Origin of the sequence: Fluviicola sp. (assembly GCF_030151805.1) — a bacterium.
Classification (GTDB): domain Bacteria; phylum Bacteroidota; class Bacteroidia; order Flavobacteriales_D; family Crocinitomicaceae; genus Fluviicola.
This window is the reverse complement of sequence record NZ_JASLCN010000396.1, coordinates 1-23,530: the sequence shown is the minus strand read 5'-3', so window position 1 is coordinate 23,530 and position 23,530 is coordinate 1. Positions and strand designations below refer to the sequence as shown.

Here is a 23,530-nt window from a genome sequence, read left to right as displayed (position 1 = left end):
AACAAAGTCACTCCTTTGTAAGCCAGGAAATTGTCTTTTTTCGGGTCAACCGTAGTCGGAATTCCGTGTTCTTTCGACAATTTGATGATTCCTTCAATGACACCCGGAGTCAATAATCCTTTGTTGTAATCTTCGAAAATGATAGCATCGATTTTTTCCGTTTCCAATACCTTTTTCACGGAATTCAGGAACAACTGTTCTTCTTCCGGGTTCAAGGCATGCGTATCTTCCGCATCAATGCGAAGCAATTGCTGGTTGTTTCCGATTACGCGGGTTTTCACCGTCGTTACGCGGTTCGTACTCTCCACAATTCCTTCACAGGACATCTTTTGCTCGCTGAGTAATTCCTTGAGAATTTTTCCTTGTTTATCCGCACCAATAAGCGCACATAAAATCGGAGTTGCTCCCAAAGATTGCAGGTTTAAAGCCACATTTGCAGCTCCGCCCAAACGTTGTTCCTGGCTTTCCAAACTCACGATCGGAACAGGAGCTTCAGGGCTCACACGGTGAACTTTCCCCAACATATAGGCATCAATCATCACATCACCAATCACTAAAATGCGTTTGGTTTTGAAAGATGCGAGTATTTCGTGTATTGTCATTTAATTCAATTCTGCTAATGCGTTTGCAACGCGTTTCATTGCTTCCGTTAACGTTTCCTCTGACGCAGCATAGGAAATACGCATACAATTTGCATCTCCGAATGCTTCACCCGAAACCAGAGCAACTCCTTTATCCAGCAAATACATGCACAAATCTTCTGCCGAACGGATCGTTGCATCGCCGTGTTTCTTTCCGAAGAAGCTGGAAATATCCGGGAATACATAAAACGCTCCTCCCGGTTTGTTGGATTTCACTCCCGGCATCTTGTTCAAGGCATCCAAAACCAATGCACGTCTGTTTTCAAACGCTTTCACCATGTCTTTCAAAACCGCCGGATCTGCATTCACAGCTGCAATCGTTGCTCGCTGAGCGATTGAACAGGTTCCGGAAGTAAATTGTCCCTGGATTTTATTACAGGCATCTGCAATTTCTTTCGGTGCACCGATATATCCGACACGCCATCCGGTCATTGCCCAGGCTTTTGAAACTCCGTTTACTGTTACGATTTGATCTCTGACATCTTCAAATTGAGCCATCGAATGGTTGTGTCCCACAAAGTTGATATGTTCGTAGATTTCGTCAGACATGACAATGATGTTCGGGTTTTCCTTTACCACATCCGCCAAAGCGCGCAATTCTTCCTTTGTATAAACAGTTCCGGTCGGATTGCATGGTGACGAGAACATCATCATTTTACTTTTCGGTGTGATCGCTTTTCGGAATTGTTCCGGAGTGAATTTGAAATCACTTTCGATCGTTGTTTGCACAACTACCGGAACGCCACCCGCTACTTTCACGATTTCCGCATAAGAAACCCAATACGGAGCAGGAATAATCACCTCATCTCCGGGATTGATTGCAGCCATCACCAGGTTGGCGATTGATTGCTTCGCTCCTGTTGATACAACGATGTTTTCTCTCTTATATGGAATTCCGTTATCGCGGTTGAATTTATTCGCTATCGCATCTCTCAGATCATCGTATCCCGGTACCGGCGTGTAAGTCGTGAAATTCTGCTCCATTGCTTCCGCAGCAGCCTCTTTGATAAAGTCCGGAGTATGAAAATCCGGCTCACCCAAACTTAACGAAATGATGTCTTTTCCCTGAGCGCGAAGTTCTCTGCTTTTGCGAGACATGGCCAAGGTTGCCGACTCTTCCATTTCCAATACACGATTTGATAATTGAATCATAAAATTGCTTCATTAATTGTGTTCCAAATTTAGGGATTATTCAGAACAACAACGCAACATTTCGGGAATTTCCCAGCAAACAGCACAAAGCCCATTTATTTGACGAACTTACTTTTTGGCATCGCCCCAAAAAGTAAGCAAAAAAGTCTAGGTCTATACTCGAAAGCTGGAAAACTACCTGTCTTTCCGCGAAAGCATTCGAAACTCACCTCCTTCGTCGGTTCAAACAATGAATGCTTTTTTCGCTCCAATCACTCGTTTTCGGGCACTTTCAGCGTAAGGACCTTTTTTAGTCTCTCATCCTACCTATTCATCCACCCTTTCAATGTGTAAAACGATTGGTCTCTGATAATAAAAAACTTCTAACATTTCGGGAATACTTCGCTTTACAAAGCCGAACTTTTATGCGCAATTTTTCATCCGACGACCAGCTTGTAGCCTACTCCACGGATATTTATGATTCTGACAGCCGGATCGGCTTCGAGTTTTTTGCGCAGTTTGGAAATAAAAACATCGAGGGTTCTGCCGATGTAATCGCCTTCGTCTCCCCAAACGCTCTTCAAAATGGTGTCCCGGTCTACCAGCCGATTTACAGATGCATGCAATTGCAATAATAACCCGGATTCTTTTCCCGTCAGTTCAATTTCTCCGCTTGAATGAATCAGTTTCATCTGAACCGGATCAAACTGAAAACTCCCGATGGAAATCAAATCCGGTGAGTTTACAACAGGCGTTTTTTTCTTTTTCCCTTTGAAGACAAACCAACCTACTCCTAACGAAGCGGGAATTAATAAGGCAATGAAAGCAAATTTACCGGCATCATCCGGTTTCGAATAGGCTTCCTGAACCGGAATTTCAGACTCCAAAACCGTAAACAAAATTTCATAGCAATCCTTCGGCAGAATTCTTCCTTTGCAGGAAACCGTATTGGGATTATCTGAAACGGCAAAGCGGTAACTGTATACCAATTCTTTTGAGCCGCAGGTTTGTACTTCAACCAAATAGCCGGTAATGTTCGGTTCTTCTTTCATGAAAGCATTTACCACGTCCGACAAATCTTCCGGATCCAGCTGAAATGCAGCTTCAAACTTCAAAACCAGGTGGTCATTTTCTTTTTCAATGGGTAAAATCCGGGAAGTTTCATTTCCCGAACGCAGCAAGAGCTCGTGCCCGATTTTCCGTAAAGTCGCTTTCAGAAGCCGCTCATCCTGGTTTTTCCCTGCAAAAGAGCCGGAACTCATTCCAAGTAACCCGATAATGAAACAACAAGCAGTAGTTATTTTCCCGATCATCTTACAAAGGTATTGGATTCAACATTCATTTGGACATCTTTTCAATTCCATTTACACTAATTTACACTTCTTTAAAGAACTTAAAATCAAGCTGATTTACTTTTACTGAAACGTGAAAATTATGAAAACAATTCTTATCAGTATCGCAATCAGCCTGTTTCTTTACAGCGCTCAAACGATGCACATCAGCAAGCAAAAAAGAGCCGTTTTGACAAGCATTGATCTGGATGATTCGGTATATTACGGTCCTCAGCTTCCGTGTTATTACAGCAATGCAATCAGTGAATATGTCAGACGTATTTTACAGGACAGCAAAGGAAATCTGTGGTTCGGAACCAATACGGATGGCGTAGCTATGTACGACGGCGAAAAACTTTCTTACATCAATACCCCGGAAGGATTAGGAGGTTCGCAGGTAACCGGAATCATCGAAGACAAACACAAAAACATCTGGTTTTCGACCAGCAACGGTGTCACCAAATACAATCCTTCTACAAAGATTTACCTGAATTTCGGGGAAAAAGAAGGCTTGTGTCATGCCAGTGTCTGGAGCATTTTCCAGGACAGCAAAGGGACAATCTGGGCCGGAACGTACAGTGGTTTGTGCCGCTTTAACGGAAATCAGTTCGAACGCTTCGCCATTCCGAAAGCAGAAGCAAGCTGGATTCGCTCCATCACCGAAGACCGGAAAGGAAATTTGTGGTTCGGGACAGCCGATCAGGGAGCTTTTCAATTTGACGGCATCCATTTCCGGCAGTTTTCCCAAAAAGATGGTCTTTGCTCGAATGACCTGACTTGCATCCTGGAAGATGGGAAAGGAAACATCTGGTTCAGCTCCATGGATAACGGAATCAGCAAGTATGACGGGAAATCCTTTCAACCGATCTCTTCTGAAAACGGAATCGGGAACAACGAGGTCTGGACGATGTATGAAGACCGGAACGGCGCCGTTTGGTTTTCATCGGAAGGTTTCGGGGTTTATCGTTATATGGACGGAAAATTGACGAATTTCGGCGAAAAAGAAGGTCTTCGCATGCCTGCCGTACAATCGGTTTATCAAGACAACAAAGGAAAATTTTGGTTTGGCGGCGGAAACGGTTTGTACCTCTACAACAACGATCTGTTTACACCGATCACGAAAAATGGCCCCTGGGAAGGTGGTTGCTGATTATTCCTGCTTTGTGAATTTCCGGAGATTCTGCTGGCCCACTTTCAGGAAATACTGTCCGTTGGAAAGAGATTCTACACAAATGGTTCCATTGCTCTCAATGATTCCTGCTGAAACTTCCAGTCCCTGCACATTCAGCACCCGGTAGGTTTGTCCCGGAAATTGCGTGCTCAATTTCAATTCGTTACTGACAGGATTCGGATAAAGTGTCCAATCTGAATGTGGAACACCGAATTCTGTCATTCCGAGTACGTAAACGGGTTCGCATGAATCAATCGAATCCAGATCGACATAAAAAGCAGTGCTGTTTTTAAAAAAGCAATTCAATTGTCCGACATCGTTAAAATCCGGTTGTCCGGCAGCTGCATTCACTAATGAAATCGAACCGACTCCTTCTACCCAAACTGGATGCGAACTGTCAGTTGTATTTCCCGGCGACGGTGACCAATAAAAATGGCGGTATGCGTTTCCGTCTTCCAGGGGTTTCAGGCGAATGGAATCGAGTGTGAAATAACCCGGTTCTTCCATAAACGGGCTGATTGGATTGAACAATTCCATGGAATCTCCTGCCTGCTTTTTAAAATCGTAAAGCAAAAACGATTTGATCTTATCGGGCAAAATCTGGCTCAAATACACTTCCCTGTTTACCGTATCTTCCCGCAACAAAACAGTTCGCGACATATAATGATAACCATCCAAAACTTTATACGACACCCCATTTAAGAGCGTGTCGCCGTTTGTGTAATAAACAGCAGTGTTACAACCCGAAAAACACGTGGTGAAATGCCATTCATTGAAATCATCCAGGAGCGGCTTGTAGGTTTGCGAATTTCCCCACAAACTGATCATGATTCCTGCGAACAAACTCCAAACGTGTCTTTTCATGCACCGAAAGTAGGATTCCTCTGATTCAATTACAAATTCAAAATGATTTCCATTCTTGGAATTCATCTGAATGGCGAATTCTTTTGTCCCACAGATTTAATCCGATTTAATCAAGGGTAAGAATTGATTTTGAATCTTGACAACATAGGCGCCCGCTTCCAAATTGCTCAAATCAATGGTTTTTTGATTGCTTGTAATCCCTTGCAGAACAGTTTGTCCCAAATTGGAATAAATGACATAATCGGCTTCAGATTCTAACCCATTAACAACCAACATTGTATTTGCAGGATTGGGGTGAAGACTCAAAAATGCTTGGGTGTTTTCCTCCAAAGCAACGGTACAATTCCCCGCATCCGAATACAAATAATGAGCAGAAATATTCGGACCTCCGGAATATGGTGTCGTTCCAGAACCAAGTGAAATATTAGTCGGATTCCATCCGCAGGCCATCCCGGAATTGTTCGTACAGATGATTTCCGCATCAATAAAATTGCTTGTTGACTGGTAAATCAAAATATGTTTCGTCGGACCCAAAAACAACATTGATCCGGTAGGAACGGTTGCAATAAGCTGTTCCGTAGACCAGATATCTTCCTGGCTGACATCGTATTGTTTCAGGCTCGTTCCGGAAATAACATACAGTTTGGAACCATCGGATGAAAAAGCAGCCCACAAATTTGTTGCGAATGTGGCCTGATGTTGAACGGTTCCCAACACCGGGTCCAAATGATACAACACATTTCCTACCATGATATGTGTCCGGTCAGGTGCAACAACCAAAGCCCCTTTTCCGCCGGTTAATTTCTGAAATTGATTAAACCCGTCCGTTCCGAAATGGATGTGATACAAAGAATCATCGGTATACGAAAACAACCAGTAACCGGCTTGATCTGATTTTTGTTCACCATCAGAATCCAAAACGGCCGTTACCGGTTCATAACCCGTCGAGTGTACTTGTATCACATGATAGGGAACTATTACGTTGTACTTCGAGATAACTGCCCCGTTTCCGTTATTTGCACTCATATCAATGATTGAATAGGTCAATCCTGAGTTATAATGGGTAGTAGAAAAGGAACTTTCAATACAGTCTTTGGTAAATAAATAATATTTCCGATTCGTCGGGGTAATTCCTTCCGGATCCGGTAGAATAATTGCCCCCTGAAAGCTACTCAAACATCCGCCTGAATCAACCAGATTACCATTCATCAAGTGTTGATTATTGATTCCAAAAACGCCTCCCTGGAGAGCAGGAGCTGTAGGTGAAACGCCTCCGTTACTATAGAAGAGCAGATTCCCATCTCCATCACAAATGGAAGCGGCGCATTCTCTTGGATCTATTGCCTGACTGCTCAAAACCAATGGTGGCTGTTGACGAAAATCCAATAAGGTTTTTCCGAAATAGAGTGTGGCTGCTTCATTTTGTGCGTAAGAAAAAAAGCAACAATGTAAGAGGATGATTAAGGTCGTGATTTTCATTGCGTATTGATTTAGTCGAATGCAAGTTATGTAAAAATCCCTTTCAAAACAATGATCGTTCTAACTCCTTATTCCCTCACCTTCACAAAGATATGTTTCGTGTTTTTATTTGTTGTTTCGCGGATGTCAATATCAAACTCTTCGGTGCTTTTGATTAACGGAAGTAATTTCTGAAAACCGTAATTCCGCGGATCAAAATCGCGTTGTTTTTTCAATAAAAAATTTCCCAGTTCTCCCAGGAAAGTCCAGCCAGTTTCGTCTGCCAGATCGTTCACGCTCTCTTTCAACAAATGCACCAGTTTACTGTCAACTTTGTTCATTGGGGCAGCTTCATTAGTCGGAATAAACTCATTCATGATTTGAACAGGCCCTTTTTTGGTTTTCTTTTTCGGTGAATCCGCTTTTACAGAATCAGTCTTCGGTTTCAAAATTTCGATGTAAATGAATTTATCACAGGCTGTAATAAAAGGTTGCGGAGTTTTTCGTTCTCCGATTCCCATGACTTTTTTCCCGGATTCTCTCAAGCGGGTCGCCAAACGTGTAAAATCACTATCGGAGGAAACAATGCAGAAACCATCCACCTGCTGCGAATACAAAATATCCATCGCGTCAATAATCAATGCACTGTCGCTGGAATTTTTCCCGCTGGTATAACTGTATTGCTGAATCGGTGTAATGGCATTTTCGAGCAGGACTCCTTTCCAGCCGTTGGCATTGGGTTTGGTCCAGTCTGCATAAATCCGTTTGATGGTGGGTGTTCCGTTTTTTGCCACTTCTTCCAACATTTCTTTGATACTGGAATAGGGTACGTTATCGGCATCGATTAAAACTGCCAGTTTTTGTTCGTTCATATCATTCATTTTAGCTTATTCCATCGTTGCTATCCAGGATGAACACGAAGTTGTTTTCCTCGCGGGAACGAATCGAATATGTTACAAGGTAGGCAAAAAATCCAACTATCTGTTAGTCGGGAATTGCATCCTTGATTACATGCAGCGAACTCGAACTTGCTTTACGCCCCTGAAATCATTTCGGAACAAACTAACCGATCCGGATTCCCAATACGGTAATATCGTCAATCTGCTCGAAATCGGCACCGTTTCCATACTTCCAGCTCTCGATCGTCGAATCCAGAATTTTACCCTGCTCGTTCATGGGTTTATGCGCATGTTCAGCAAGCAGGGTTTTAAAATTCCGGCTCATGAACTTCTTCCCTTTTTCACCTCCGAACTGATCGGAATAACCATCCGTGAAAAGATAGAATACATCTCCGCGCTTCGCCGCAATTTCGTGATTGGTGAATTCTTTCATATCCGGATAGATCGCAATCGGTCGTTTATCCGGTTTCAATTCTTCCAGCTTATTACTGTTCGAAGGAACAACATACAGCGGATTGTTTGCTCCTGACCAATGGCATTTCAGTGTTTTATTGTTGATCAGCAACAAGGAAATGTCCATTCCGTCCATTTGTTCGCCCTGAATTCCTTTTTGCTGCAGCGAGTTAATTACCTTTTCGCGCAATTCATTCAGAATGATATCCGCCCGCATGATTTCCTGTTGTTTCACAATTTCATTCAGCAAGCTGATGCACAGCATACTCACAAATGCTCCCGGAACACCATGCCCGGTGCAATCTGCAACAGCAACCAAAGTCCAGTCTCCGCGACGATCTACGAAAAAGAAATCCCCGCTGACAATGTCTTTCGGTTTGTACATCACGAAAAAATCTCCCGGAATCGTTCCCCGAATGGTTTGTTCATTCGGCAAAACAGCATTCTGAATCCGTAAGGCATAACGGATGCTGTCCGTTAATTCAAACAGGATTTTTTCAATCTGGTTTTTCTGCTCACTCACAATCGCATGTTGTTCCGAAAGCTGTACGATGGATTTTTTGCGCTGCATCGAGTTGCGGTACAGAACATAAACGATTCCCAAAATCAATACCAAAACCACAAATCCCATAATCAGGATCACACGCTGCATTCCAAGTTCATGCAGTTGTTCGTTAATCTGTCCTTTTTGAGCTTCAATGCGGCGTTTCTGATTCAACAATGTCTGTTCCTGATCTTCAATATCCGCTGCCTGATCTTCGAGTTTTTGAGCCTGTTCTTCCAGGATTTCGCTTTGCTGATCCAGCATTTTGATCTTCTCATCTAGCGACATTTCCTGGTAATTGATCTTCGCCTTCTGAGCTTTAATCGTTTGTTCTTTCGCGGCTACTTTCTCACGCTCTTTCTCCAATTTTTCTGTCGATTCGGTCAGCAACTCTTCCCACTGAACCGTTCCCTGCATGTATTCTTCGAATTGATTGGTGGGTTTCAATCCGGCCTTCTGCATGTTTTCCTGATTGATGCTAAAATCGTCCTTCTTCAAACGTCCGTTAAAGTTGACCATCGTGTAATCCTCATCTTTACACGAATTCGTGATCAACAATGTATAATTTCCCGAAATGGCTTTTGCGATCTTTTCAATCTTTTTATTGAATTTCTTGTCGACACACAGAACCTGTGTCGGGCTGACCAAATCCGGGTTTTTAAAGTGAACAACGCTGACTTTTTTTCCTTTCAGAGTAATTCCTTCGTATTTCTTTTTGACAATGCTGTAAAACGAAGTGTCACTATCGAGCACACCGATCTGAAATGTCTGAAACGAGGCCTGGTTTTCCCAGGTCGTATTCAACATTATCGTATAAATGCTTGTTGCAACCGATTCATCGGAGCGCGAAAACTGTGCGGAGGTGTTGAAAGTAAAGACAAAATACGCGAATAACAAGGCGCAGATGCGTTTCAATAGGTTTCCGAATGAGTCGGCAAAGAGTATATTATTCATGTCGACGATCAAAATGATTTGTTCGAAATTGTTTGTTTCAGAGTTTAATTGTGGCGCAAAGGTAGGAAATTCATGAACGTATATTTGAACAAATCGTGACCGGATCATGAAGAATAAACAAGTACCTGATACTAAGTCTTTCACAATGCGGTTATCCTTGAATAAAGGGGCAATTTCCCTCCTGAACAAGTAAGCATCCGGTAATTAAAATTCACACTTTCATCAAATTTCAATGAAAAAACTAGTTTGACATTCTGAATTTCACAAGCATGTTTATTCGAAAGGATTCTTTGACCGGTTAAAACAACACCCTGAAACGGGGAAAACACCCTTTCCTGGAAGCTTTGTTTTTCAGAGGTTTGTGGGAAGAAACAACCCTAAAAGTTACGTCATGAAAACAGTTTTAGTAAGTATCAAATTCGAGTATGAAGGAACCATTCATAACCATGCATTTCTCGTTGAAAATCAATTCATTCCAACAATTAATAGCAAAGTACAGAATCATCCTGTCGAATTAAATGGTGACCCGATCGAGTTATTAGCACGGTTTTCCGGTGCTAAGGGAACAATATTAAAGAGTTTTGAATTGCAAATCAATGGTATTACAGGTTATAAGCTATCGAATATTGAATTCAAAACGAATGGATTGGAAATCAAGGTTCCGATCCCTTACTCCAATTTCAATTTAAAATAAATGAATTATGAAAACAAAACTTCTAATCGTATTAATTACATTTTGTTCCTTATCTGGACTTTCTCAATCCATTTTGTCTACTACAGAAAGTAAAAGTGGTATTTTGGTAGGTACTGATACAAATTATGTTGGAATTGGTTATGAAAGTTCTTCAGACAAATTCACATTCAATTGTAGATTGACAAAACAAAATAAATTGAAGGATAATCAACTATTTCCAGATTTCGTAGGAATTAATTTCGGAACCTCTGCAAATATTGAAAAAAATAAAAGTCCGTTTATTCAAGAAAAAAAATGGGGCGGAAAGATGGATTTTGAATTTACCTTCTTCAAAACATGGGATAAAACCATTGAAACAAAGTCCGGCCAAACTGCAAATGAAATATCTCCTAAGACTTATAAATTCAGACAAAACACACTTTATTTTAAATTAAGTGATGCCTTTCAACATATAAAAACGTTTGAAACAACTGTTTTGAATCCAGATACAACATTTGTAAACTTATATAACCCACTTCAAAATAATCTAACATTTTCAACAGGTTTTAACTGGTACCACAACAACGGATCAAATTGGTATTTTTCCTACGCTATCTCAGGAAATATTAGCTATATTAATAAAAGCACCCGATCCTTAAGCACATCAAATCTTGTAACCTATAACGGTACTTTGATAAATTCTGCCGATTCTATTAAAATTAATCAATTTGGAGATCAGGAAAGTTATTTCCGGGGAAAAGCAAAAAATGAAATTTATCTCGTTCCCAGAGCCGACGTCTTTGTGCGTTACAGTCTTGGTCCGAAAAAAACGATGCTGGGAATACTGGTATCGTACTCTCCATTAATTAGTTCACTAAAGGATATTAAAGTTAGGAACTGTTTGGCAATTGGTCCTACATTGGGACTTAGCAAATTTCCAAGTCAGGTTGTATTCGGATTAATGAATGAATTCATCCAAAACTCAAGTGGAAAGTTTAAATATACACTTACATTTAACGCTTCTTTCCCTATTATCTTCAAATAAAAACACCTCATATTTATAATGAGAAATCAGAGACAAATGATTCTCTTACATGTAACAGGCAAGAATTAAAAATGTCTTGCTTGTTACATTTATATTTACCATCTGGACAAACACTAGAAGAAAAAGATCTATGTCTTTATCAAATGTTCCCTTCACTCCTCCCCATCCAGCACCTCATTCAACTCCAATATATACGCATTCCGATGTCTGACCATTCGGGTCAATCTCCAGATCAGTAACAACAAAATGGCTCCAAAAAGCAGCAAATAGGCAATAATCAGATGAGCTTCTTTGGCGACGTCCATATTAAACCTGGAAAGGGCTTCAAGATCTCTGATTACGTGATCTTTTGGTGGTTCGGAACTCGTTAACTTAACAATACTCAAAGCAATCAAACCTACTGCTCCCACTAAGGAAACGAGTTGAATCATTGCCATCATCAATGAATTTCGAATAACACTGGGTTGAAATCGGCGAATCCCTTTGATTCGTTCCAGAATCTGATTTGCGTTTGACATGAATCGTGAATTAGTATTCACAATGATACAAACTTATTTCATATCAACTACCGACAAAATTGTCTATTTCAACGCTTTCCGGTTCTTGTCCAGCAAACATTCAATAATCACATCTCCGGATTTATTTACCCGGAATTGGGCGTATTCAGCCCGATTGAAATGTTTGGCTCTTCCTTCCTGGAACAAATATTCGTTCGGGAGGATTTCGTAATTGAAATAACGTTTTTCGCAAGGCAGAACAAATTCTCCTTTGTCAAGAGCTTCTTTGTTGTGCAAACGCACAAAAACAGCCAAGCTGTCATTCATTTTGACTACTACGTTCGTCCGTTTCTTTTCATTCATCTTGTAAAAATGAAAATCATCAAATGAATTTCCGGTCGGGATTTCATCATTGATATCGTAATTCAAGGTCATGTAATCTCCCATCATAAACGAACGCGGATCGGCCGGTTGTAATTTCAGAACCAATACATCTCCCTTTTGAAGCAACTGTTCTTTGCTTCTGAGCATCCAGGTAAATACCACCACGATGAGTACTAAATTACCTGCAAGTAAACTCCATCTCAACTTATTCATGGGAAGGTTTTTTAGCATTCAACAAGAAAAACAAACCGAGATACAACACTCCCAGCCCGATAAATACCAACGATTTCTGCATCAGGGTCCAATTCAATTCATAGTAGAAATAAATCACGGAATAGATCAGTCCCAACGCCCCGGTAATGATCCCGAAAATGGACCGCGTAAATAAAAACGCCAGGAATGCTAACAGGAAAAAGGCAATTTTCACACTGAAAAATCCCATCAAAAAAAGACTCAAAGGCAATAAAAAGACCATCCAAAGTGAAATTTTCTCCTGTTTCAAACGGCGGTATTGCCACACAAAAAGCAAAACCGCAAGAATCAATAATTCAGCATACATGCCTATTACCAACCAATTCGTATGATTTAGCTGAAATTGGCGGGAATAAGACCAGGTATCAAAACCAACTACAAAGTAGCTGCACAAAGCGAGAAAAAATCCATGCTTGAGGTAGTTTGCAAAATGAGCTTGTTTACTGTAATGACTGATGATATATTCTTCGAAATAAACCAGGAGCGCAAGCAAAAGAACAAAAACCATTGCAATGGCTTTGAAATTGTCAATGAACGTATCACGCGATTCAAAAAGCCAGTTCAGAAGCCAAAAAGAAGCAATTACTCCCAAAATAGTGAGTAAATTCTTTCTGGAAACAGCGATCAACATGACTAACACCACTAAAACAATACCAACCACCTGTTTTTCAGTAAACTTATCGGAGGAAAACAATCCTGCAATAAGCGATATTGTTCCGACTAAAGCAATCCCGGTTGCCAATGCATCAATCAGTCTTTTGTGAACCGTCCGGTGCAGAATAACCGTTCCCACCAGAAACAAAACAGCCACAAACAGGTAAAATGCCGTTCCGGGTTCTTCAATCTGGAATATCGCTCCTCCGAACAAGCCTAAAACCAGCAATGTCCCGATAAATACCACATATTCCAAAGCACGGATTCCGAAATGCGCTCCGTAGTAATTCAGATCTTTCTCCACTTTCGAAGAGTCGGTTACAGCTTCAGGAAAAAACGTTTTCCAGTGCTGCGACTGTTGTTCATGCTTTTCCATTCTTCCAGTAGTTTCGTAAGTAAATCAATAAAAACACAGCTCCAATCAGAACAATCAGAGTCGCAAAAGCCGGAATTAATAAATTTTCGTGGTATACATTCAATAATTTTGCATTCATAACCACAATGAGCGACAAAGCAATGTGAGCAATCGGAATCAGCCATTTCTTATAAAATGCCAGACAGAACAAAGCCAGTTCACATAAGATGAAAATCGCAAATTCGACCCAATCAAAACGGGCTATGAACGAATCTCCCATAATGATTGCACTGGTCCGGGCCGTACTGAAAAAGATCGCCGGAGTCAATAAAGTCAGTAAATACCAATACGGAAAGGCTTTTCCGGGTTTCAATTCGTTCCAGACAACCGTAAGTGCAACCGCCAGATAGAGGTATACATAAACGGAAAAGTAATTGTCGAAATAGTCAAAGAGTCCGACACAAACCAAAGCATGAAAAATGATCCACAAAGGCGCAAAATGCATCGTTACAACCCAAACGGCAATGAGTGCCAGCCACAACGCAATGTACTGATAGGTAAAAGCTCCTGTTTGATATACTTGTCCGAAAACTGCAAAAAGCACCCCGATCAAAAGCGAACTTACCGTGAGGAGTAATTGTTTGGTCAGCAAAGATGATTTCGGCAAAAATGCAGGTATGAGAAACCCGAGAAGGAAGACCCAAACGGTGGCAAATTTCCACGAAGCCGGCATATCGCGCCAATTGAAGGCAAAGAAAAATACCAGCCCGAAACCCAGGAGTGAAATTCCGCCCACTAACAAAATCCATTTGAGAAATTGCTGGTATTCTGCCCGATGTATGGGAATTTGTTCGTTATAAACCTTTCGGATTTGTTCCGGACTTAAATCACTGTGATTTGCCAGTGCAGTAAGTTCCGTACGGGATAGACTTTTTTCCTCTTCCATAGGTTGTTTTTAGCGTTTATGGTCAGGTAATAATAACCAAGTTTATCCGTAAATAACTCAATTCGAATGAAAAAAAAGGTTAAAGCCGGAAAACGGAATCAGTTTTATTCCATGAAAACTCGTAACGAACCTTTGGTAGAAATACAATCTGAGTAAGAATAAATTAGTATTGAATGATTAATTTTACATCTATGAAAACAACACTAACAATCATCGCATTCCTGTATTCATGTCTGGTTTTTGCCCAGGATCCACCAGAAAAGTATCAAAAAATTTGGGCTGAAGTCAACGAAGGAGATTCTAAAAAGGCCAAAAAAGAGCTTTCAAAGAGCATAAAAAACAATCCTGAAGATCCTTGGCTTTATTGGATGAGTGGAATTTTAATCAATAACGGAACTGATCAGGGCGATGCCAAAACATTTTACGAAAAGGCACTTGCGGTAGATTCAACTTTTGGTCCGGCATATTACAGCCTTGCTTCACTTTTGGATGATGATTCAAATACCGATAAAAAAATCGAGTTATTCTCCAAAGCCATCAAATTTTATCCTCAAAATGGTTTTTCATACGTTGCTCGGGGCGAATTGTATTTAAAAAAAGGCCTTTACGAGTTAGCCATGACTGATGCCGAAAGTGCAAAAAAAAGCGAATTGATCGACCTGATGGCTGTTGATGGTCTTATCATTGAAGTGCTTTATGCCCAAAAAAAGACCAGGGAACTACACGCTTTTATAAAGTCAGGAAATTATACTGATTCCGTATTCATGTGGGATACACACACAATCAATATTTTAATCAGTGTATACGAAGAATTAAACCAACCGGAAAATGTTTGCAAAGTTTGTAAATCAATCCTGGAAGACTATGATATGGTTGGAATACCTGTTCCGGAAACTATTTCTGAAAAACTAAAAAAGTGTAAATAGAACTTCCGGAACCATTCAAAAGAATCTTGTTCCCTCCGATCTGATTCTATGATTCAACAACAAACTTTCACTATATTCGCACACGAAAAAAAAGAACTCATTTCATGAAAAACGTAGCAGTTATTGGAGCAGGAACAATGGGAAATGGAATTGCCCACACCTTCGCACAATTTGGATATAAGGTATCACTTATCGATGTGGCTCAGGCTTCATTGGATAAAGGTTTGGCAACAATTACCAAAAACCTGGATCGTCAGGTTGCAAAAGAAGCAATTACCGAAGCTGACAAAGCAGCAACATTGGCAAACATTACCACTTTCACTTCGATGGAAGAAGGAGTAAAAGGTGTTGAACTGGTTGTTGAAGCAGCTACTGAAAATGTAGATCTGAAATTGAATATCTTCAAGCAATTGGATGCGTTAACTCCTGAAAATGTGATCCTGGCTTCCAATACTTCATCCATCTCCATCACTAAAATTGCTTCGGTAACAAATCGTCCGGAAAAAGTGATCGGAATGCACTTCATGAACCCGGTTCCGGTGATGAAACTGGTTGAGATTATCCGCGGATATTCCACAACAGATGAGGTAACAAACCTGATCATGGAAACTTCCAGAAAACTGAACAAAGTTCCGGTTGAAGTAAATGATTACCCGGGATTTGTGGCAAACAGAATTTTGATGCCGATGATCAACGAAGCAATTTATACCTTATATGAAGGTGTTGCGGGTGTTGAAGAAATTGATACGGTCATGAAATTGGGAATGGCTCACCCGATGGGTCCATTGCAATTGGCAGATTTTATCGGTTTGGATGTATGTTTAGCAATTCTGGAAGTATTACATACCGGTTTCGGAAATCCGAAATATGCACCATGTCCGTTGTTGGTAAACATGGTTACTGCGGGTAAAAAAGGGGTAAAATCCGGAGAAGGTTTCTATTCCTGGAACCACGGAACAAAAGATTTGATCGTTGCTCCGAATTTTAAAAAGTAATCATTCGTCGCAGGACGAAGAAATATACCTTGAAAGCGGAATTCAGAAATGAGTTTCGCTTTTTTTATAGGCGGAAACATGGAATTTTACGAAGCAGAAATGTCCTTCACTTCCCGCCTTTCAAAGTTTTCTTCTAACTTAGCTCCATCCAAAAAATAAATGTGAAATCATTCCTGGCACTTCCTGTTTTTAAAGACATTCGATTCTGGATCATCTTGTTCTTCCTGATTCGACTATATGGAATTACCAATCCCCCATTGGAAGTTGCACACAACTGGCGACAAACAACCGGAACAATGGTTACACGCAATTTCTATGAAGAATCGGCCAATATTTTATATCCGAGAGTAGATTTTGCCGGTGAAAAAACAGGAATAACCGGAATGGAATTTCCGCTTCTGAATTACATTGATTATTGGGTTTCGGAATTATTCGGTTACCAGCATTGGTACGGAAGGTTGATTAATTTAATTGTCAGCAGTTTGGGAATCTGGTTCTTTTTCCGGATTCTGAAACGTTATTTCAGCAAGGAAACCGCCTTCAATGCGTCGATCATCCTGCTTTCATCCATTTGGTTTGCATACAGTCGTAAAATCATGCCTGATACCTTTGCCGTATCGCTGGTTTTAATGGGCTTTTTCTATGCCTGCAGGTACTTTGAAGAAGATCAGAAAAAGTGGCTGAATCTGACCTTGTACGCATTACTGACTTTGTTCGGAGTATTGGCAAAACTTCCCACCGGTTTTTTACTTGTTCTTTATGCCTTCTTCCTTTTCAACAAGCACGTTTCGATTAATCTCAAAATTGTTTTTTTCATCATCAGCGGAATCATTCTGGCTCCGATTGCCTGGTGGTATTTCAGTTGGGTTCCTTACCTCGTAGAGAAATATCAATTCTGGCATTTTTTCATGGGAAAATCCATCCGTATCGGGGCAAAAGAACTGCTTGAAAACTGGCAGGACGGATTGAAGCATTTTTACGATTCGGCATTGAAATTCATCGGATTCGGAGCTTTTGTCATCGGGTTGTTCTTCGCATTCAAAAGAGGAAACAAGCTCCTGCTGCGGATTCTCGGACTTGGCTTTGCGGCTTTCCTGGTCATTGCATTAAAGGCCGGATTTACCTTTACACATCACTCCTACTATATCATTCCGTTTGTTCCGATCATGGCGCTGGTTGCCGGATACGGGATTTCGGAATTGAAGAAACGATACCTGCAGATCGCTTTTTTAGTATTGATCGGTTTCGAAGGAATTTTCAATCAATTGCACGATTTCCGCCTGAAGGAACACGAACGGGCTTTTGTGAAACTGGAATCTGAAATGGATCACTTTTCAAAACGGTCAGATCTCATTGCCGTAAATACGATTGATAACCCGACGGCAATTTATTTTGCACACCACAAAGGCTGGGTAGCAAGTAACGATGAACTTCTAGATCCGGTTTTCAGAGAAAACATCCGAAAAAAAGGATGTAAGTACATCGTTGTTTTAAAACATTACCTCGGTGGAGATTTGTATTTAGAACTACCTGCTGTGGTGAATAATGAAAATTGGGTGATCTATAAACTTTAATTTTTCAGGCGATTCAGTACTTTTGCAAAAAAAATCACCTGTTATACATGTCAAAAATAACCACCCTTTTCTTACTTATTTTTCTTCAAACCGCTGCTTTCGGGCAAATTGTAACACCTAAAGGGAAAAACAGACCTGTCAGAACAAAGCCTCTTAGAATCGCTACAAACGACACGAATCGCGTTTACGTAATCAAACACGCACCACAAAATATGCGTTTTGTTCAATACGCAGTAGAAGTTGGCTGCACGTTCATTGCAGACTCTGCTCAACGGTATTACCTGCCTAAAAAACAGGTTATTCATTATGGATTCAACATCCGGGTCGGTGATATTTACAAAAACCGCGTTTACGGAATTTTCGGACTTGAATTCTATGCTCAACGAGCGTACAAAGGTGAACCTGGTGTAAAACCTGAATCCAGTGGAAAAACTACCGGTGTCAATAATACCTATAACAGTCGAAATGTATTTAATTTCATGGGACACATGGGCTGTCAGGTTCCATTTCATTTGTCAGAATTGACTTCTATCAATTTGTCTTCCTCCCTGATGTTCGGAATTTCCGGAACTCCCAACTATTCAGATGAGATCAACTTTTTCGGAATCCGTTTGGCAGCCAATATTGAACGAAGATTGGGAACGTTGCCTGTAATCGCTTACTTCGGTGTAGCTTATGACAACAATTTTCTTTTCAGAAGAGATCACTCGCCCGCAACCAGGAACCCGAATCTGCTGAAATTGTATTTCGGAATACGCATTTAGGTATTTTCCACGTAATTTAGCATCCGAAATGGCAAAAAGAAGACGAACAAGCGGTAAAAAGACAAGCTCTAAGCGAAAATCCAAATCGGGTAAAAAAAGTCGCAGCAAATTCTTCTTCTGGGTGCTTATTCCGGCTGGAATAGTGGCATTTGTTTTCTTTTGGTACAAATCCGAAGGCATGGTGCAAACTTCGACTCACTTTCATGAGATCATTCCTCCCGGCTATAAAAGTGTGGGGCTGGACGTTTCTCATCACCAGGGAGAAATCAATTGGGACTTGCTGTTTACCGCAAAAGGATTCGATACCATCATTGATTTTGTGTATTGCAAAGTCACAGAAGGTTCCGACCATCTCGATACACAATGGGAACGAAACCGGGACTATCTCAACAAACACGGGATTTCCAACGGAGCATATCATTATTTCAATCCGAAGTCAGCTCCGCGACCGCAAGCAGCTTTTTTCCTTGAAACGTATAAAATCCGCAGTATTGATTTGCCACCTGTTCTCGATGTCGAAGACGAAGGTTTTTCCGATGAAGATTTGAGAGCAAAAGTATTGATCTGGTGCGAAGAGGTCAAAAAAGCAACCGGAGTGAAACCGATCATTTATACTTCCTTAAGCTTTTACGAAACCAAATTCCGCGGAAAGATGGACGGTTACAACTTTTGGATCGCAGCCTACAGCCGGGAACCTCAATACATGACAGATCGGGAAGTATTGCACTGGCAATTTTCAGAATCGGGAAGATTACCCGGAATTTCAGGAAATGTCGATTTGAATGTGAGTAAACTGGACGTTTATTAAGTGAACATGTAAAATTGATCATTGAAAAGCCTTTTCACTTTTACATTCTCAATTTTCAATTCATTAGTTATTCCAATACTGCCCTTCTCCACCTTTCATTTGGTGATAAGAACGCGTAATGTACGCCAATAGAATGCGCATTGCATCAAAAGCTTCTTCCGTTTCCTGGCTGATCTCTTTTTTCTGCAACTTCAGTAACAATTTCATATAAAGCGCATGAAAGCATACTTCCAGGTGGTTCATTCCTTTTAAATTGGAATGCTCAATGAAATCTTCAATGTAAGGAAGTGCTGTTGTATATAATGTGCGGTATTTCTCATCATTCACCACCGTAAGCAATGAATTATGCAAATAAGACAATTCCACCAACACATCCTGTAATTCCAACCGATGCCCGGATTCTGCGATCCGCTCGGATTTCATGTCCTGAATCAGGCCGGAATACCAGGCGCGGTATTGTTCCAAATAAGCTCTGTCCGGAAGATTGGGTTCTACAACCTCCTTCATGATTCGCTCCAGGTCAAATTGATAAGCACGTATCAGATCTTCAATCTGGTACATGTACAAAATGTACTCTGCGACATTCTCATTCAGCTTCTGTTGTGCTATCAGCATAGTTTATTTCCCCAAATCCTTATCCATGATTTCTTGTTCGTGATTCAGAAAATCAATAAATGATTGTGTCACGTTCATTTTATCATTGATGAAATTGATTTGTCCGCCTTGTCCGTGGATCAACAGCATATCAATTCCATATTTCTCACAATATTTCTTCCCTGCAACTTCAATTTTCTTTGACAACACAGTCAAAGCTTCATTGGTTTCTTTTTCCAATTGAGCTCCACGCGTTTGCTGCATATTCATCAATTGTTCACGCATACGAACAATTTCGTTCTCCAGGCTTTGCATATCAGCACCGGTCATTGTTCCTTCACGCATGTATTTTTCATAGTTCTGCGCTTTTTGCTCCAGTAATCGCTGTTTGGAAATCATTTCGTTTTGAAATGCTTCTCCTTTTTTAGTGATGCGGGAATCTTCATTTTTATAATACGTAAAGCCTTCTTTTAAACTATCTGAATAGTAAAACGCAATCTTCAAACTTTTGGAGTCCACAGTAGGAACAACCGGAGGATTTTCTTCTTTGGTTTTGGAGTCTTCTTTTTTATCCGAGCAAGCGAATGTTGTCAATCCAAGAATTAAACCTGCCGCAATAACGTGTCCTAATTTCATACTTGTTTATTTTTAAATGCATCTTCCCAATCTGTACGCATGGAAAGAAACCGTTCTAAAGAGTTACGTAATAATTGATCTGTCACCATGCGCTTCACTTCCTCCACTCCTCCGTTCACATCCGATTCCGCAATTTTGAAGGTTTGTTCAAATTGACCTAATTCAATTTTTACAAGGTACTTCGCATTGTACAAGAAAATCTGAATCTTGTAACGGGAATGAGGGATATCAGCAATTACACGCATAATACTGACAAAAATAATGAAATTGAAAAAAGAGGGCCTTTTTCTGGTGGATAATTCAATAATAAAATGCTGAAAGAGCTTATGCTACCACCAAATCATTGTCCGTGTATTCACGGAAATCAAATGGAACATGCACCATAAAAGCGTAATCCTGACCTACTTCGTACATATCTTCATCAGATTGTCTGTAATACCATTCAACTTTCGCTTTTTTTCCTGAATCAACTAGTTCATTCAGCTTATACAATAAGAATAGAATACGTTTCGATGAAGTTATATTAAAATACTCCAAATCAATTTTTACAAGCGTTTCCTCATTCGGACTCGCCATGTAAGCATCAAACCATGTTAAAACAACACCCCAAAACGATTCAGGATCGTCCGGAATCGAACGACCTCTTATTTCCATGATTCCTGTAGAAGGATTCAAATCTACTAAGGGGGTTTGAGCTGTTGCCTGAATTAATAATGTATCCATTTCTCACTTTCGCTCCTGCAAGTTGTGAATTATTTTTCAAACAGCAAGAGACTTTTCTACGAAAGATTTAATATTTTCGACTAAACAACTCAGTATCAACAGTGAAAAACGTAACACCTGCTTCATTATTCATTCATTCGATGATAATACAGCAAATCTTCCATCGGGTTTGCAAGGCATTTTTTGAGCCGGATTTTCTGTTTTCGGAACGTTTCTGAAAAGATTTCACGTTGTTCAAATCCGTAAGTTCCGATGAAAGCAATTTCCACCAGATCAGGAATTTTTGAGCAATACAGATCCCGGAATAGTTCTGCATTTTGCCGGTGTAAAAAATCAATATTCAAATGAGCCGTTTCAAAAGCTAATCCTGAAATCCATTTTTGAGCATCTGCACCCGCCAGTTTACTCAAAAGTATTTCTTTCGACCCGAATAGTTCCATCCAGGAATTTTCCCATTCCGGAGTTTCCAATAAAAAACGTACGAGCAGTTTTCCGAAATAGAATCCGCTTCCTTCATCTCCGACCAACGAGCCGTATCCGCCGATTCGCCGGATGATTTCAGAACCATTGTATTGAACCAGAATGGATCCTGTTCCCAAAATACCAACCCAACCGGCTTCCTTTCCGTAAAGCGCCCTGCACGCCGCAAGTGTATCCGGATAAACTTCTGTTTCCTGAAATCCGGCTTCTTTTAAAAATGCACTCATTTCTTTCTGCACCATTTCCGAAGAACAACCGGCGCCATAAAAGTAAAGCGGAGCATCCAGTCCACGAAACTGCTCCAACTCTTTCCGGATGTTTGAATCTGAAAAAGCATATTTCGGATGCAGGCTTCCAGTCTGAACAAACTGTACTTCGTTGTTCTGAAAAACAAGTGCCCAGGTGGTCGAAGATCCCCCGGAATCTGCAATAAGGTATTTTACATCCATCAATCAAAAATACTTTTTTTCAGGTAGTTCAACAGCTTACACACGATTTTAGGTTCTCAAATCCTCAGATTGTATTTATCCGTTGATGGATTCTTCTGCATTATCTGCGGGAAACCTCTTCTACGGCATTCTTTAATCAAATCATTTATTGAAGTCCTCACATCAAACAAAGAAAGTATCCGCTCACACGTATTCCGCCGGTATGCGCTTCTGAATGTCGCAGAATTTATACTACATTGCAATTGACTATGAAGAAAACGAATGAACCCAGCTGAAAAATACCGGATTTTAGAACAAATAGACGCTGCTAAAAGAAGAAAATTTTCTTCTGTTTTCCTGGCCGAGGATAAGATTTCGGGAGTAAAATCCATTCTGAAAACGGTTCAGAAGCGCGAAGACAATCTGCTTGCCCAGGAACGCTTGAGAAAAGAAGCCGCATTTTCATTTATTGTGGACGGTTTACCCGAAACAATGGATTTTTTTGAAAGTGAATCGGAAATACTGCTTTTTAAATCTTTTCAGCACGGAATCACCTTAAGCGATTACCTGGACCAATTTCGGTCGAAAGAAAAAGCTCTGGAGTTGTTCAAAGTATTGGAAAAACTCGAACCGATTCTGGAGCACATTCATCAAAACGCTATTTATCACCTAGATATCAAACCCGGAAACCTCATCATCGACAGCTCAAAAGAACTGCATGTATCGCTCATTGATTTCGGACTGGCAATCAATAAAAATGAGCCGGATACCCGGAAAACACTTTTCCCGTTGGGCTTTGCCGCACCGGAATTACTGATGAATCAATTGGAATTGGTTGATCCGAGAACGGATTTCTTTGCTTTGGGAATTACCTGCTGGACCTGTCTGCAAGGCCGAATGCCTTTGATTGATCCGAATCCAAGTATTACGACCAATCTTCAGCTGACTTATCCACTGCCGAATCTCGATACGAAGTACAAACACCTCAGTCCGGTTCTTCAAAAACTGGCTGCAAAGCATCAATTCACGATTCCACCGAATAAATTGAACCCGGAAGAACAAAAAGCTGCACTGATTAAAGGAATGAATAAACGCTATACTACGTATTCGGAATTCCTCTCCGATTTTGAAAAACAAGTGATGAATCAGAAAAAGGGCTGGTGGCCCTTTTAATTGAGAATTGAAAAGGTAAAAGAGTGAAAATTACGAATTACTTGCATAACAAATTTTTCACTTTTCACTTAAAAAAACAAGTCTTTACGATACCCGATGCTGCAACCGAAGTTCAGTACGGAAACCTGGGAATTTGCATTTCCGGATAGTTTTGCAGAACCTGCAGCAACGATTGCG

25 protein-coding genes are annotated in these 23,530 nt (G+C 40.6%); 9 read left to right on the top strand and 16 right to left on the bottom strand.

The features are described 5' to 3' along the window. From Q1V93_RS15100 to Q1V93_RS15090, 3 genes are all read right to left on the bottom strand, one after another. Window positions 1–602: PfkB family carbohydrate kinase (locus Q1V93_RS15100; RefSeq protein WP_300665806.1), on the bottom strand; the 602-nt coding region annotated here is incomplete at its 3' end. Continuing rightward, a complete protein-coding gene (locus tag Q1V93_RS15095; protein WP_300665805.1) occupies window positions 603–1,793 on the bottom strand; it encodes a pyridoxal phosphate-dependent aminotransferase in 1,191 nt (396 codons plus the stop codon). A 416-nt stretch (window positions 1,794–2,209) separates the two neighbouring features. Next, entirely contained in the window at window positions 2,210–3,085 is an 876-nt protein-coding gene (locus Q1V93_RS15090; protein ID WP_300665803.1) for a winged helix-turn-helix domain-containing protein, read from the bottom strand. Window positions 3,086–3,206: 121 nt separating this feature from the next. On the opposite strand from Q1V93_RS15090, the gene Q1V93_RS15085 reads away from it, so the two are divergent. Then, window positions 3,207–4,253, top strand: coding sequence for a two-component regulator propeller domain-containing protein (locus Q1V93_RS15085; RefSeq protein WP_300665801.1), 1,047 nt, complete (start codon window positions 3,207–3,209; stop codon window positions 4,251–4,253). Here the strand turns inward: Q1V93_RS15085 and Q1V93_RS15080 are convergent, their stop codons facing one another. From Q1V93_RS15080 to Q1V93_RS15065, 4 genes are all read right to left on the bottom strand, one after another. Next, on the bottom strand, window positions 4,254–5,138 hold the full coding sequence (locus Q1V93_RS15080) for a T9SS type A sorting domain-containing protein (RefSeq protein ID WP_300665800.1): 885 nt from the start codon (window positions 5,136–5,138) through the stop codon (window positions 4,254–4,256). Between the two features lie 96 nt (window positions 5,139–5,234). Then, on the bottom strand, window positions 5,235–6,617 hold the full coding sequence (locus Q1V93_RS15075; protein WP_300665798.1) for a T9SS type A sorting domain-containing protein: 1,383 nt from the start codon (window positions 6,615–6,617) through the stop codon (window positions 5,235–5,237). Window positions 6,618–6,685: 68 nt separating this feature from the next. Continuing rightward, window positions 6,686–7,468, bottom strand: coding sequence for an NYN domain-containing protein (locus tag Q1V93_RS15070; protein WP_300665797.1), 783 nt, complete (start codon window positions 7,466–7,468; stop codon window positions 6,686–6,688). 190 nt (window positions 7,469–7,658) lie between these two features. Next, window positions 7,659–9,446 carry a YfiR/HmsC family protein gene (locus Q1V93_RS15065; RefSeq protein ID WP_300665796.1) on the bottom strand — a complete coding sequence of 596 codons (1,788 nt, stop codon included), beginning with the start codon at window positions 9,444–9,446 and terminating at the stop codon, window positions 7,659–7,661. Between the two features lie 391 nt (window positions 9,447–9,837). On the opposite strand from Q1V93_RS15065, the gene Q1V93_RS15060 reads away from it, so the two are divergent. Together Q1V93_RS15060 and Q1V93_RS15055 are read left to right on the top strand one after the other, a co-directional pair. Continuing rightward, a complete protein-coding gene (locus tag Q1V93_RS15060; RefSeq protein WP_300665795.1) occupies window positions 9,838–10,140 on the top strand; it encodes a hypothetical protein in 303 nt (100 codons plus the stop codon). A 7-nt stretch (window positions 10,141–10,147) separates the two neighbouring features. Next, complete coding sequence (locus Q1V93_RS15055) at window positions 10,148–11,164, top strand: hypothetical protein (protein ID WP_300665793.1); 1,017 nt, start codon at window positions 10,148–10,150, stop codon at window positions 11,162–11,164. 152 nt (window positions 11,165–11,316) lie between these two features. Here the strand turns inward: Q1V93_RS15055 and Q1V93_RS15050 are convergent, their stop codons facing one another. The 4 genes from Q1V93_RS15050 to Q1V93_RS15035 form a co-directional block, all read right to left on the bottom strand. Further along, window positions 11,317–11,682 (bottom strand): hypothetical protein, encoded by a 366-nt coding sequence (locus tag Q1V93_RS15050; protein WP_300665791.1) that lies wholly within the window; start codon window positions 11,680–11,682, stop codon window positions 11,317–11,319. A 63-nt stretch (window positions 11,683–11,745) separates the two neighbouring features. Beyond that, window positions 11,746–12,258 (bottom strand): GDYXXLXY domain-containing protein, encoded by a 513-nt coding sequence (locus Q1V93_RS15045; protein ID WP_300665789.1) that lies wholly within the window; start codon window positions 12,256–12,258, stop codon window positions 11,746–11,748. Further along, a complete protein-coding gene (locus Q1V93_RS15040; RefSeq protein WP_300665788.1) occupies window positions 12,251–13,327 on the bottom strand; it encodes a DUF4401 domain-containing protein in 1,077 nt (358 codons plus the stop codon). Before Q1V93_RS15040 ends, Q1V93_RS15045 begins: the two co-directional genes overlap by 8 nt. After that, on the bottom strand, window positions 13,314–14,252 hold the full coding sequence (locus Q1V93_RS15035) for a DUF2157 domain-containing protein (protein WP_300665787.1): 939 nt from the start codon (window positions 14,250–14,252) through the stop codon (window positions 13,314–13,316). The genes Q1V93_RS15040 and Q1V93_RS15035 overlap by 14 nt, the downstream gene beginning before the upstream one ends. Window positions 14,253–14,443: 191 nt before the next feature. Between Q1V93_RS15035 and Q1V93_RS15030 the strand changes: the two genes are divergently transcribed. From Q1V93_RS15030 to Q1V93_RS15010, 5 genes are all read left to right on the top strand, one after another. Continuing rightward, window positions 14,444–15,178: a hypothetical protein gene (locus Q1V93_RS15030; protein WP_300665785.1), complete on the top strand. Its 735-nt coding sequence runs from the start codon at window positions 14,444–14,446 to the stop codon at window positions 15,176–15,178. A gap of 104 nt (window positions 15,179–15,282) precedes the next feature. Then, window positions 15,283–16,173 carry a 3-hydroxybutyryl-CoA dehydrogenase gene (locus Q1V93_RS15025; RefSeq protein WP_300665783.1) on the top strand — a complete coding sequence of 297 codons (891 nt, stop codon included), beginning with the start codon at window positions 15,283–15,285 and terminating at the stop codon, window positions 16,171–16,173. A 161-nt stretch (window positions 16,174–16,334) separates the two neighbouring features. Then, window positions 16,335–17,747, top strand: a complete 1,413-nt coding sequence (locus Q1V93_RS15020; RefSeq protein WP_300665782.1) for a glycosyltransferase family 39 protein — start codon at window positions 16,335–16,337, stop codon at window positions 17,745–17,747. A 47-nt stretch (window positions 17,748–17,794) separates the two neighbouring features. Continuing rightward, window positions 17,795–18,511: a hypothetical protein gene (locus Q1V93_RS15015; protein ID WP_300665781.1), complete on the top strand. Its 717-nt coding sequence runs from the start codon at window positions 17,795–17,797 to the stop codon at window positions 18,509–18,511. Between the two features lie 178 nt (window positions 18,512–18,689). Continuing rightward, window positions 18,690–19,319, top strand: a complete 630-nt coding sequence (locus tag Q1V93_RS15010) for a GH25 family lysozyme (RefSeq protein ID WP_300665779.1) — start codon at window positions 18,690–18,692, stop codon at window positions 19,317–19,319. Between the two features lie 63 nt (window positions 19,320–19,382). On the opposite strand, the gene Q1V93_RS15005 is transcribed toward Q1V93_RS15010, so the two are convergent. The 5 genes from Q1V93_RS15005 to Q1V93_RS14985 all read right to left on the bottom strand — a co-directional run bounded on the left by Q1V93_RS15005 (window position 19,383) and on the right by Q1V93_RS14985 (window position 22,201). After that, window positions 19,383–19,934 carry a DUF4924 family protein gene (locus tag Q1V93_RS15005; RefSeq protein WP_300665777.1) on the bottom strand — a complete coding sequence of 184 codons (552 nt, stop codon included), beginning with the start codon at window positions 19,932–19,934 and terminating at the stop codon, window positions 19,383–19,385. Window positions 19,935–19,937: 3 nt separating this feature from the next. After that, window positions 19,938–20,549 carry an OmpH family outer membrane protein gene (locus Q1V93_RS15000; RefSeq protein WP_300665775.1) on the bottom strand — a complete coding sequence of 204 codons (612 nt, stop codon included), beginning with the start codon at window positions 20,547–20,549 and terminating at the stop codon, window positions 19,938–19,940. Further along, window positions 20,546–20,794: a hypothetical protein gene (locus Q1V93_RS14995; RefSeq protein WP_300665774.1), complete on the bottom strand. Its 249-nt coding sequence runs from the start codon at window positions 20,792–20,794 to the stop codon at window positions 20,546–20,548. Before Q1V93_RS14995 ends, Q1V93_RS15000 begins: the two co-directional genes overlap by 4 nt. Before the next feature lie 79 nt (window positions 20,795–20,873). Continuing rightward, window positions 20,874–21,272: a DUF1987 domain-containing protein gene (locus Q1V93_RS14990; RefSeq protein ID WP_300665773.1), complete on the bottom strand. Its 399-nt coding sequence runs from the start codon at window positions 21,270–21,272 to the stop codon at window positions 20,874–20,876. Window positions 21,273–21,397: 125 nt separating this feature from the next. Continuing rightward, window positions 21,398–22,201, bottom strand: a complete 804-nt coding sequence (locus Q1V93_RS14985) for a hypothetical protein (RefSeq protein WP_300665771.1) — start codon at window positions 22,199–22,201, stop codon at window positions 21,398–21,400. 261 nt (window positions 22,202–22,462) lie between these two features. On the opposite strand from Q1V93_RS14985, the gene Q1V93_RS14980 reads away from it, so the two are divergent. Continuing rightward, complete coding sequence (locus tag Q1V93_RS14980) at window positions 22,463–23,353, top strand: protein kinase (protein ID WP_300665769.1); 891 nt, start codon at window positions 22,463–22,465, stop codon at window positions 23,351–23,353. Window positions 23,354–23,530 lie beyond the last annotated feature (177 nt).

Excerpts from the sequence above, each read along its gene's own strand:
- Q1V93_RS15090 (WP_300665803.1), bottom strand. The coding sequence starts at position 3,085 with ATGATCGGGAAAATAACTACTGCTTGTTGTTTCATTATCGGGTTACTT.
- Q1V93_RS15080 (WP_300665800.1), bottom strand. The coding sequence starts at position 5,138 with ATGAAAAGACACGTTTGGAGTTTGTTCGCAGGAATCATGATCAGTTTG.
- Q1V93_RS14980 (WP_300665769.1), top strand. The coding sequence starts at position 22,463 with ATGAACCCAGCTGAAAAATACCGGATTTTAGAACAAATAGACGCTGCT.
- Q1V93_RS15015 (WP_300665781.1), top strand. The coding sequence starts at position 17,795 with ATGTCAAAAATAACCACCCTTTTCTTACTTATTTTTCTTCAAACCGCT.
- Q1V93_RS15030 (WP_300665785.1), top strand. The coding sequence starts at position 14,444 with ATGAAAACAACACTAACAATCATCGCATTCCTGTATTCATGTCTGGTT.
- Q1V93_RS15065 (WP_300665796.1), bottom strand. The coding sequence starts at position 9,446 with ATGAATAATATACTCTTTGCCGACTCATTCGGAAACCTATTGAAACGC.
- Q1V93_RS15035 (WP_300665787.1), bottom strand. The coding sequence starts at position 14,252 with ATGGAAGAGGAAAAAAGTCTATCCCGTACGGAACTTACTGCACTGGCA.
- Q1V93_RS15025 (WP_300665783.1), top strand. The coding sequence starts at position 15,283 with ATGAAAAACGTAGCAGTTATTGGAGCAGGAACAATGGGAAATGGAATT.
- Q1V93_RS14990 (WP_300665773.1), bottom strand. The coding sequence starts at position 21,272 with ATGGATACATTATTAATTCAGGCAACAGCTCAAACCCCCTTAGTAGAT.
- Q1V93_RS15070 (WP_300665797.1), bottom strand. The coding sequence starts at position 7,468 with ATGAACGAACAAAAACTGGCAGTTTTAATCGATGCCGATAACGTACCC.
- Q1V93_RS15095 (WP_300665805.1), bottom strand. The coding sequence starts at position 1,793 with ATGATTCAATTATCAAATCGTGTATTGGAAATGGAAGAGTCGGCAACC.
- Q1V93_RS15055 (WP_300665793.1), top strand. The coding sequence starts at position 10,148 with ATGAAAACAAAACTTCTAATCGTATTAATTACATTTTGTTCCTTATCT.
- Q1V93_RS15010 (WP_300665779.1), top strand. The coding sequence starts at position 18,690 with ATGGTGCAAACTTCGACTCACTTTCATGAGATCATTCCTCCCGGCTAT.
- Q1V93_RS14985 (WP_300665771.1), bottom strand. The coding sequence starts at position 22,201 with ATGGATGTAAAATACCTTATTGCAGATTCCGGGGGATCTTCGACCACC.
- Q1V93_RS15075 (WP_300665798.1), bottom strand. The coding sequence starts at position 6,617 with ATGAAAATCACGACCTTAATCATCCTCTTACATTGTTGCTTTTTTTCT.
- Q1V93_RS15045 (WP_300665789.1), bottom strand. The coding sequence starts at position 12,258 with ATGAATAAGTTGAGATGGAGTTTACTTGCAGGTAATTTAGTACTCATC.
- Q1V93_RS15085 (WP_300665801.1), top strand. The coding sequence starts at position 3,207 with ATGAAAACAATTCTTATCAGTATCGCAATCAGCCTGTTTCTTTACAGC.
- Q1V93_RS15000 (WP_300665775.1), bottom strand. The coding sequence starts at position 20,549 with ATGAAATTAGGACACGTTATTGCGGCAGGTTTAATTCTTGGATTGACA.
- Q1V93_RS15050 (WP_300665791.1), bottom strand. The coding sequence starts at position 11,682 with ATGTCAAACGCAAATCAGATTCTGGAACGAATCAAAGGGATTCGCCGA.
- Q1V93_RS15060 (WP_300665795.1), top strand. The coding sequence starts at position 9,838 with ATGAAAACAGTTTTAGTAAGTATCAAATTCGAGTATGAAGGAACCATT.
- Q1V93_RS15005 (WP_300665777.1), bottom strand. The coding sequence starts at position 19,934 with ATGCTGATAGCACAACAGAAGCTGAATGAGAATGTCGCAGAGTACATT.
- Q1V93_RS14995 (WP_300665774.1), bottom strand. The coding sequence starts at position 20,794 with ATGCGTGTAATTGCTGATATCCCTCATTCCCGTTACAAGATTCAGATT.
- Q1V93_RS15040 (WP_300665788.1), bottom strand. The coding sequence starts at position 13,327 with ATGGAAAAGCATGAACAACAGTCGCAGCACTGGAAAACGTTTTTTCCT.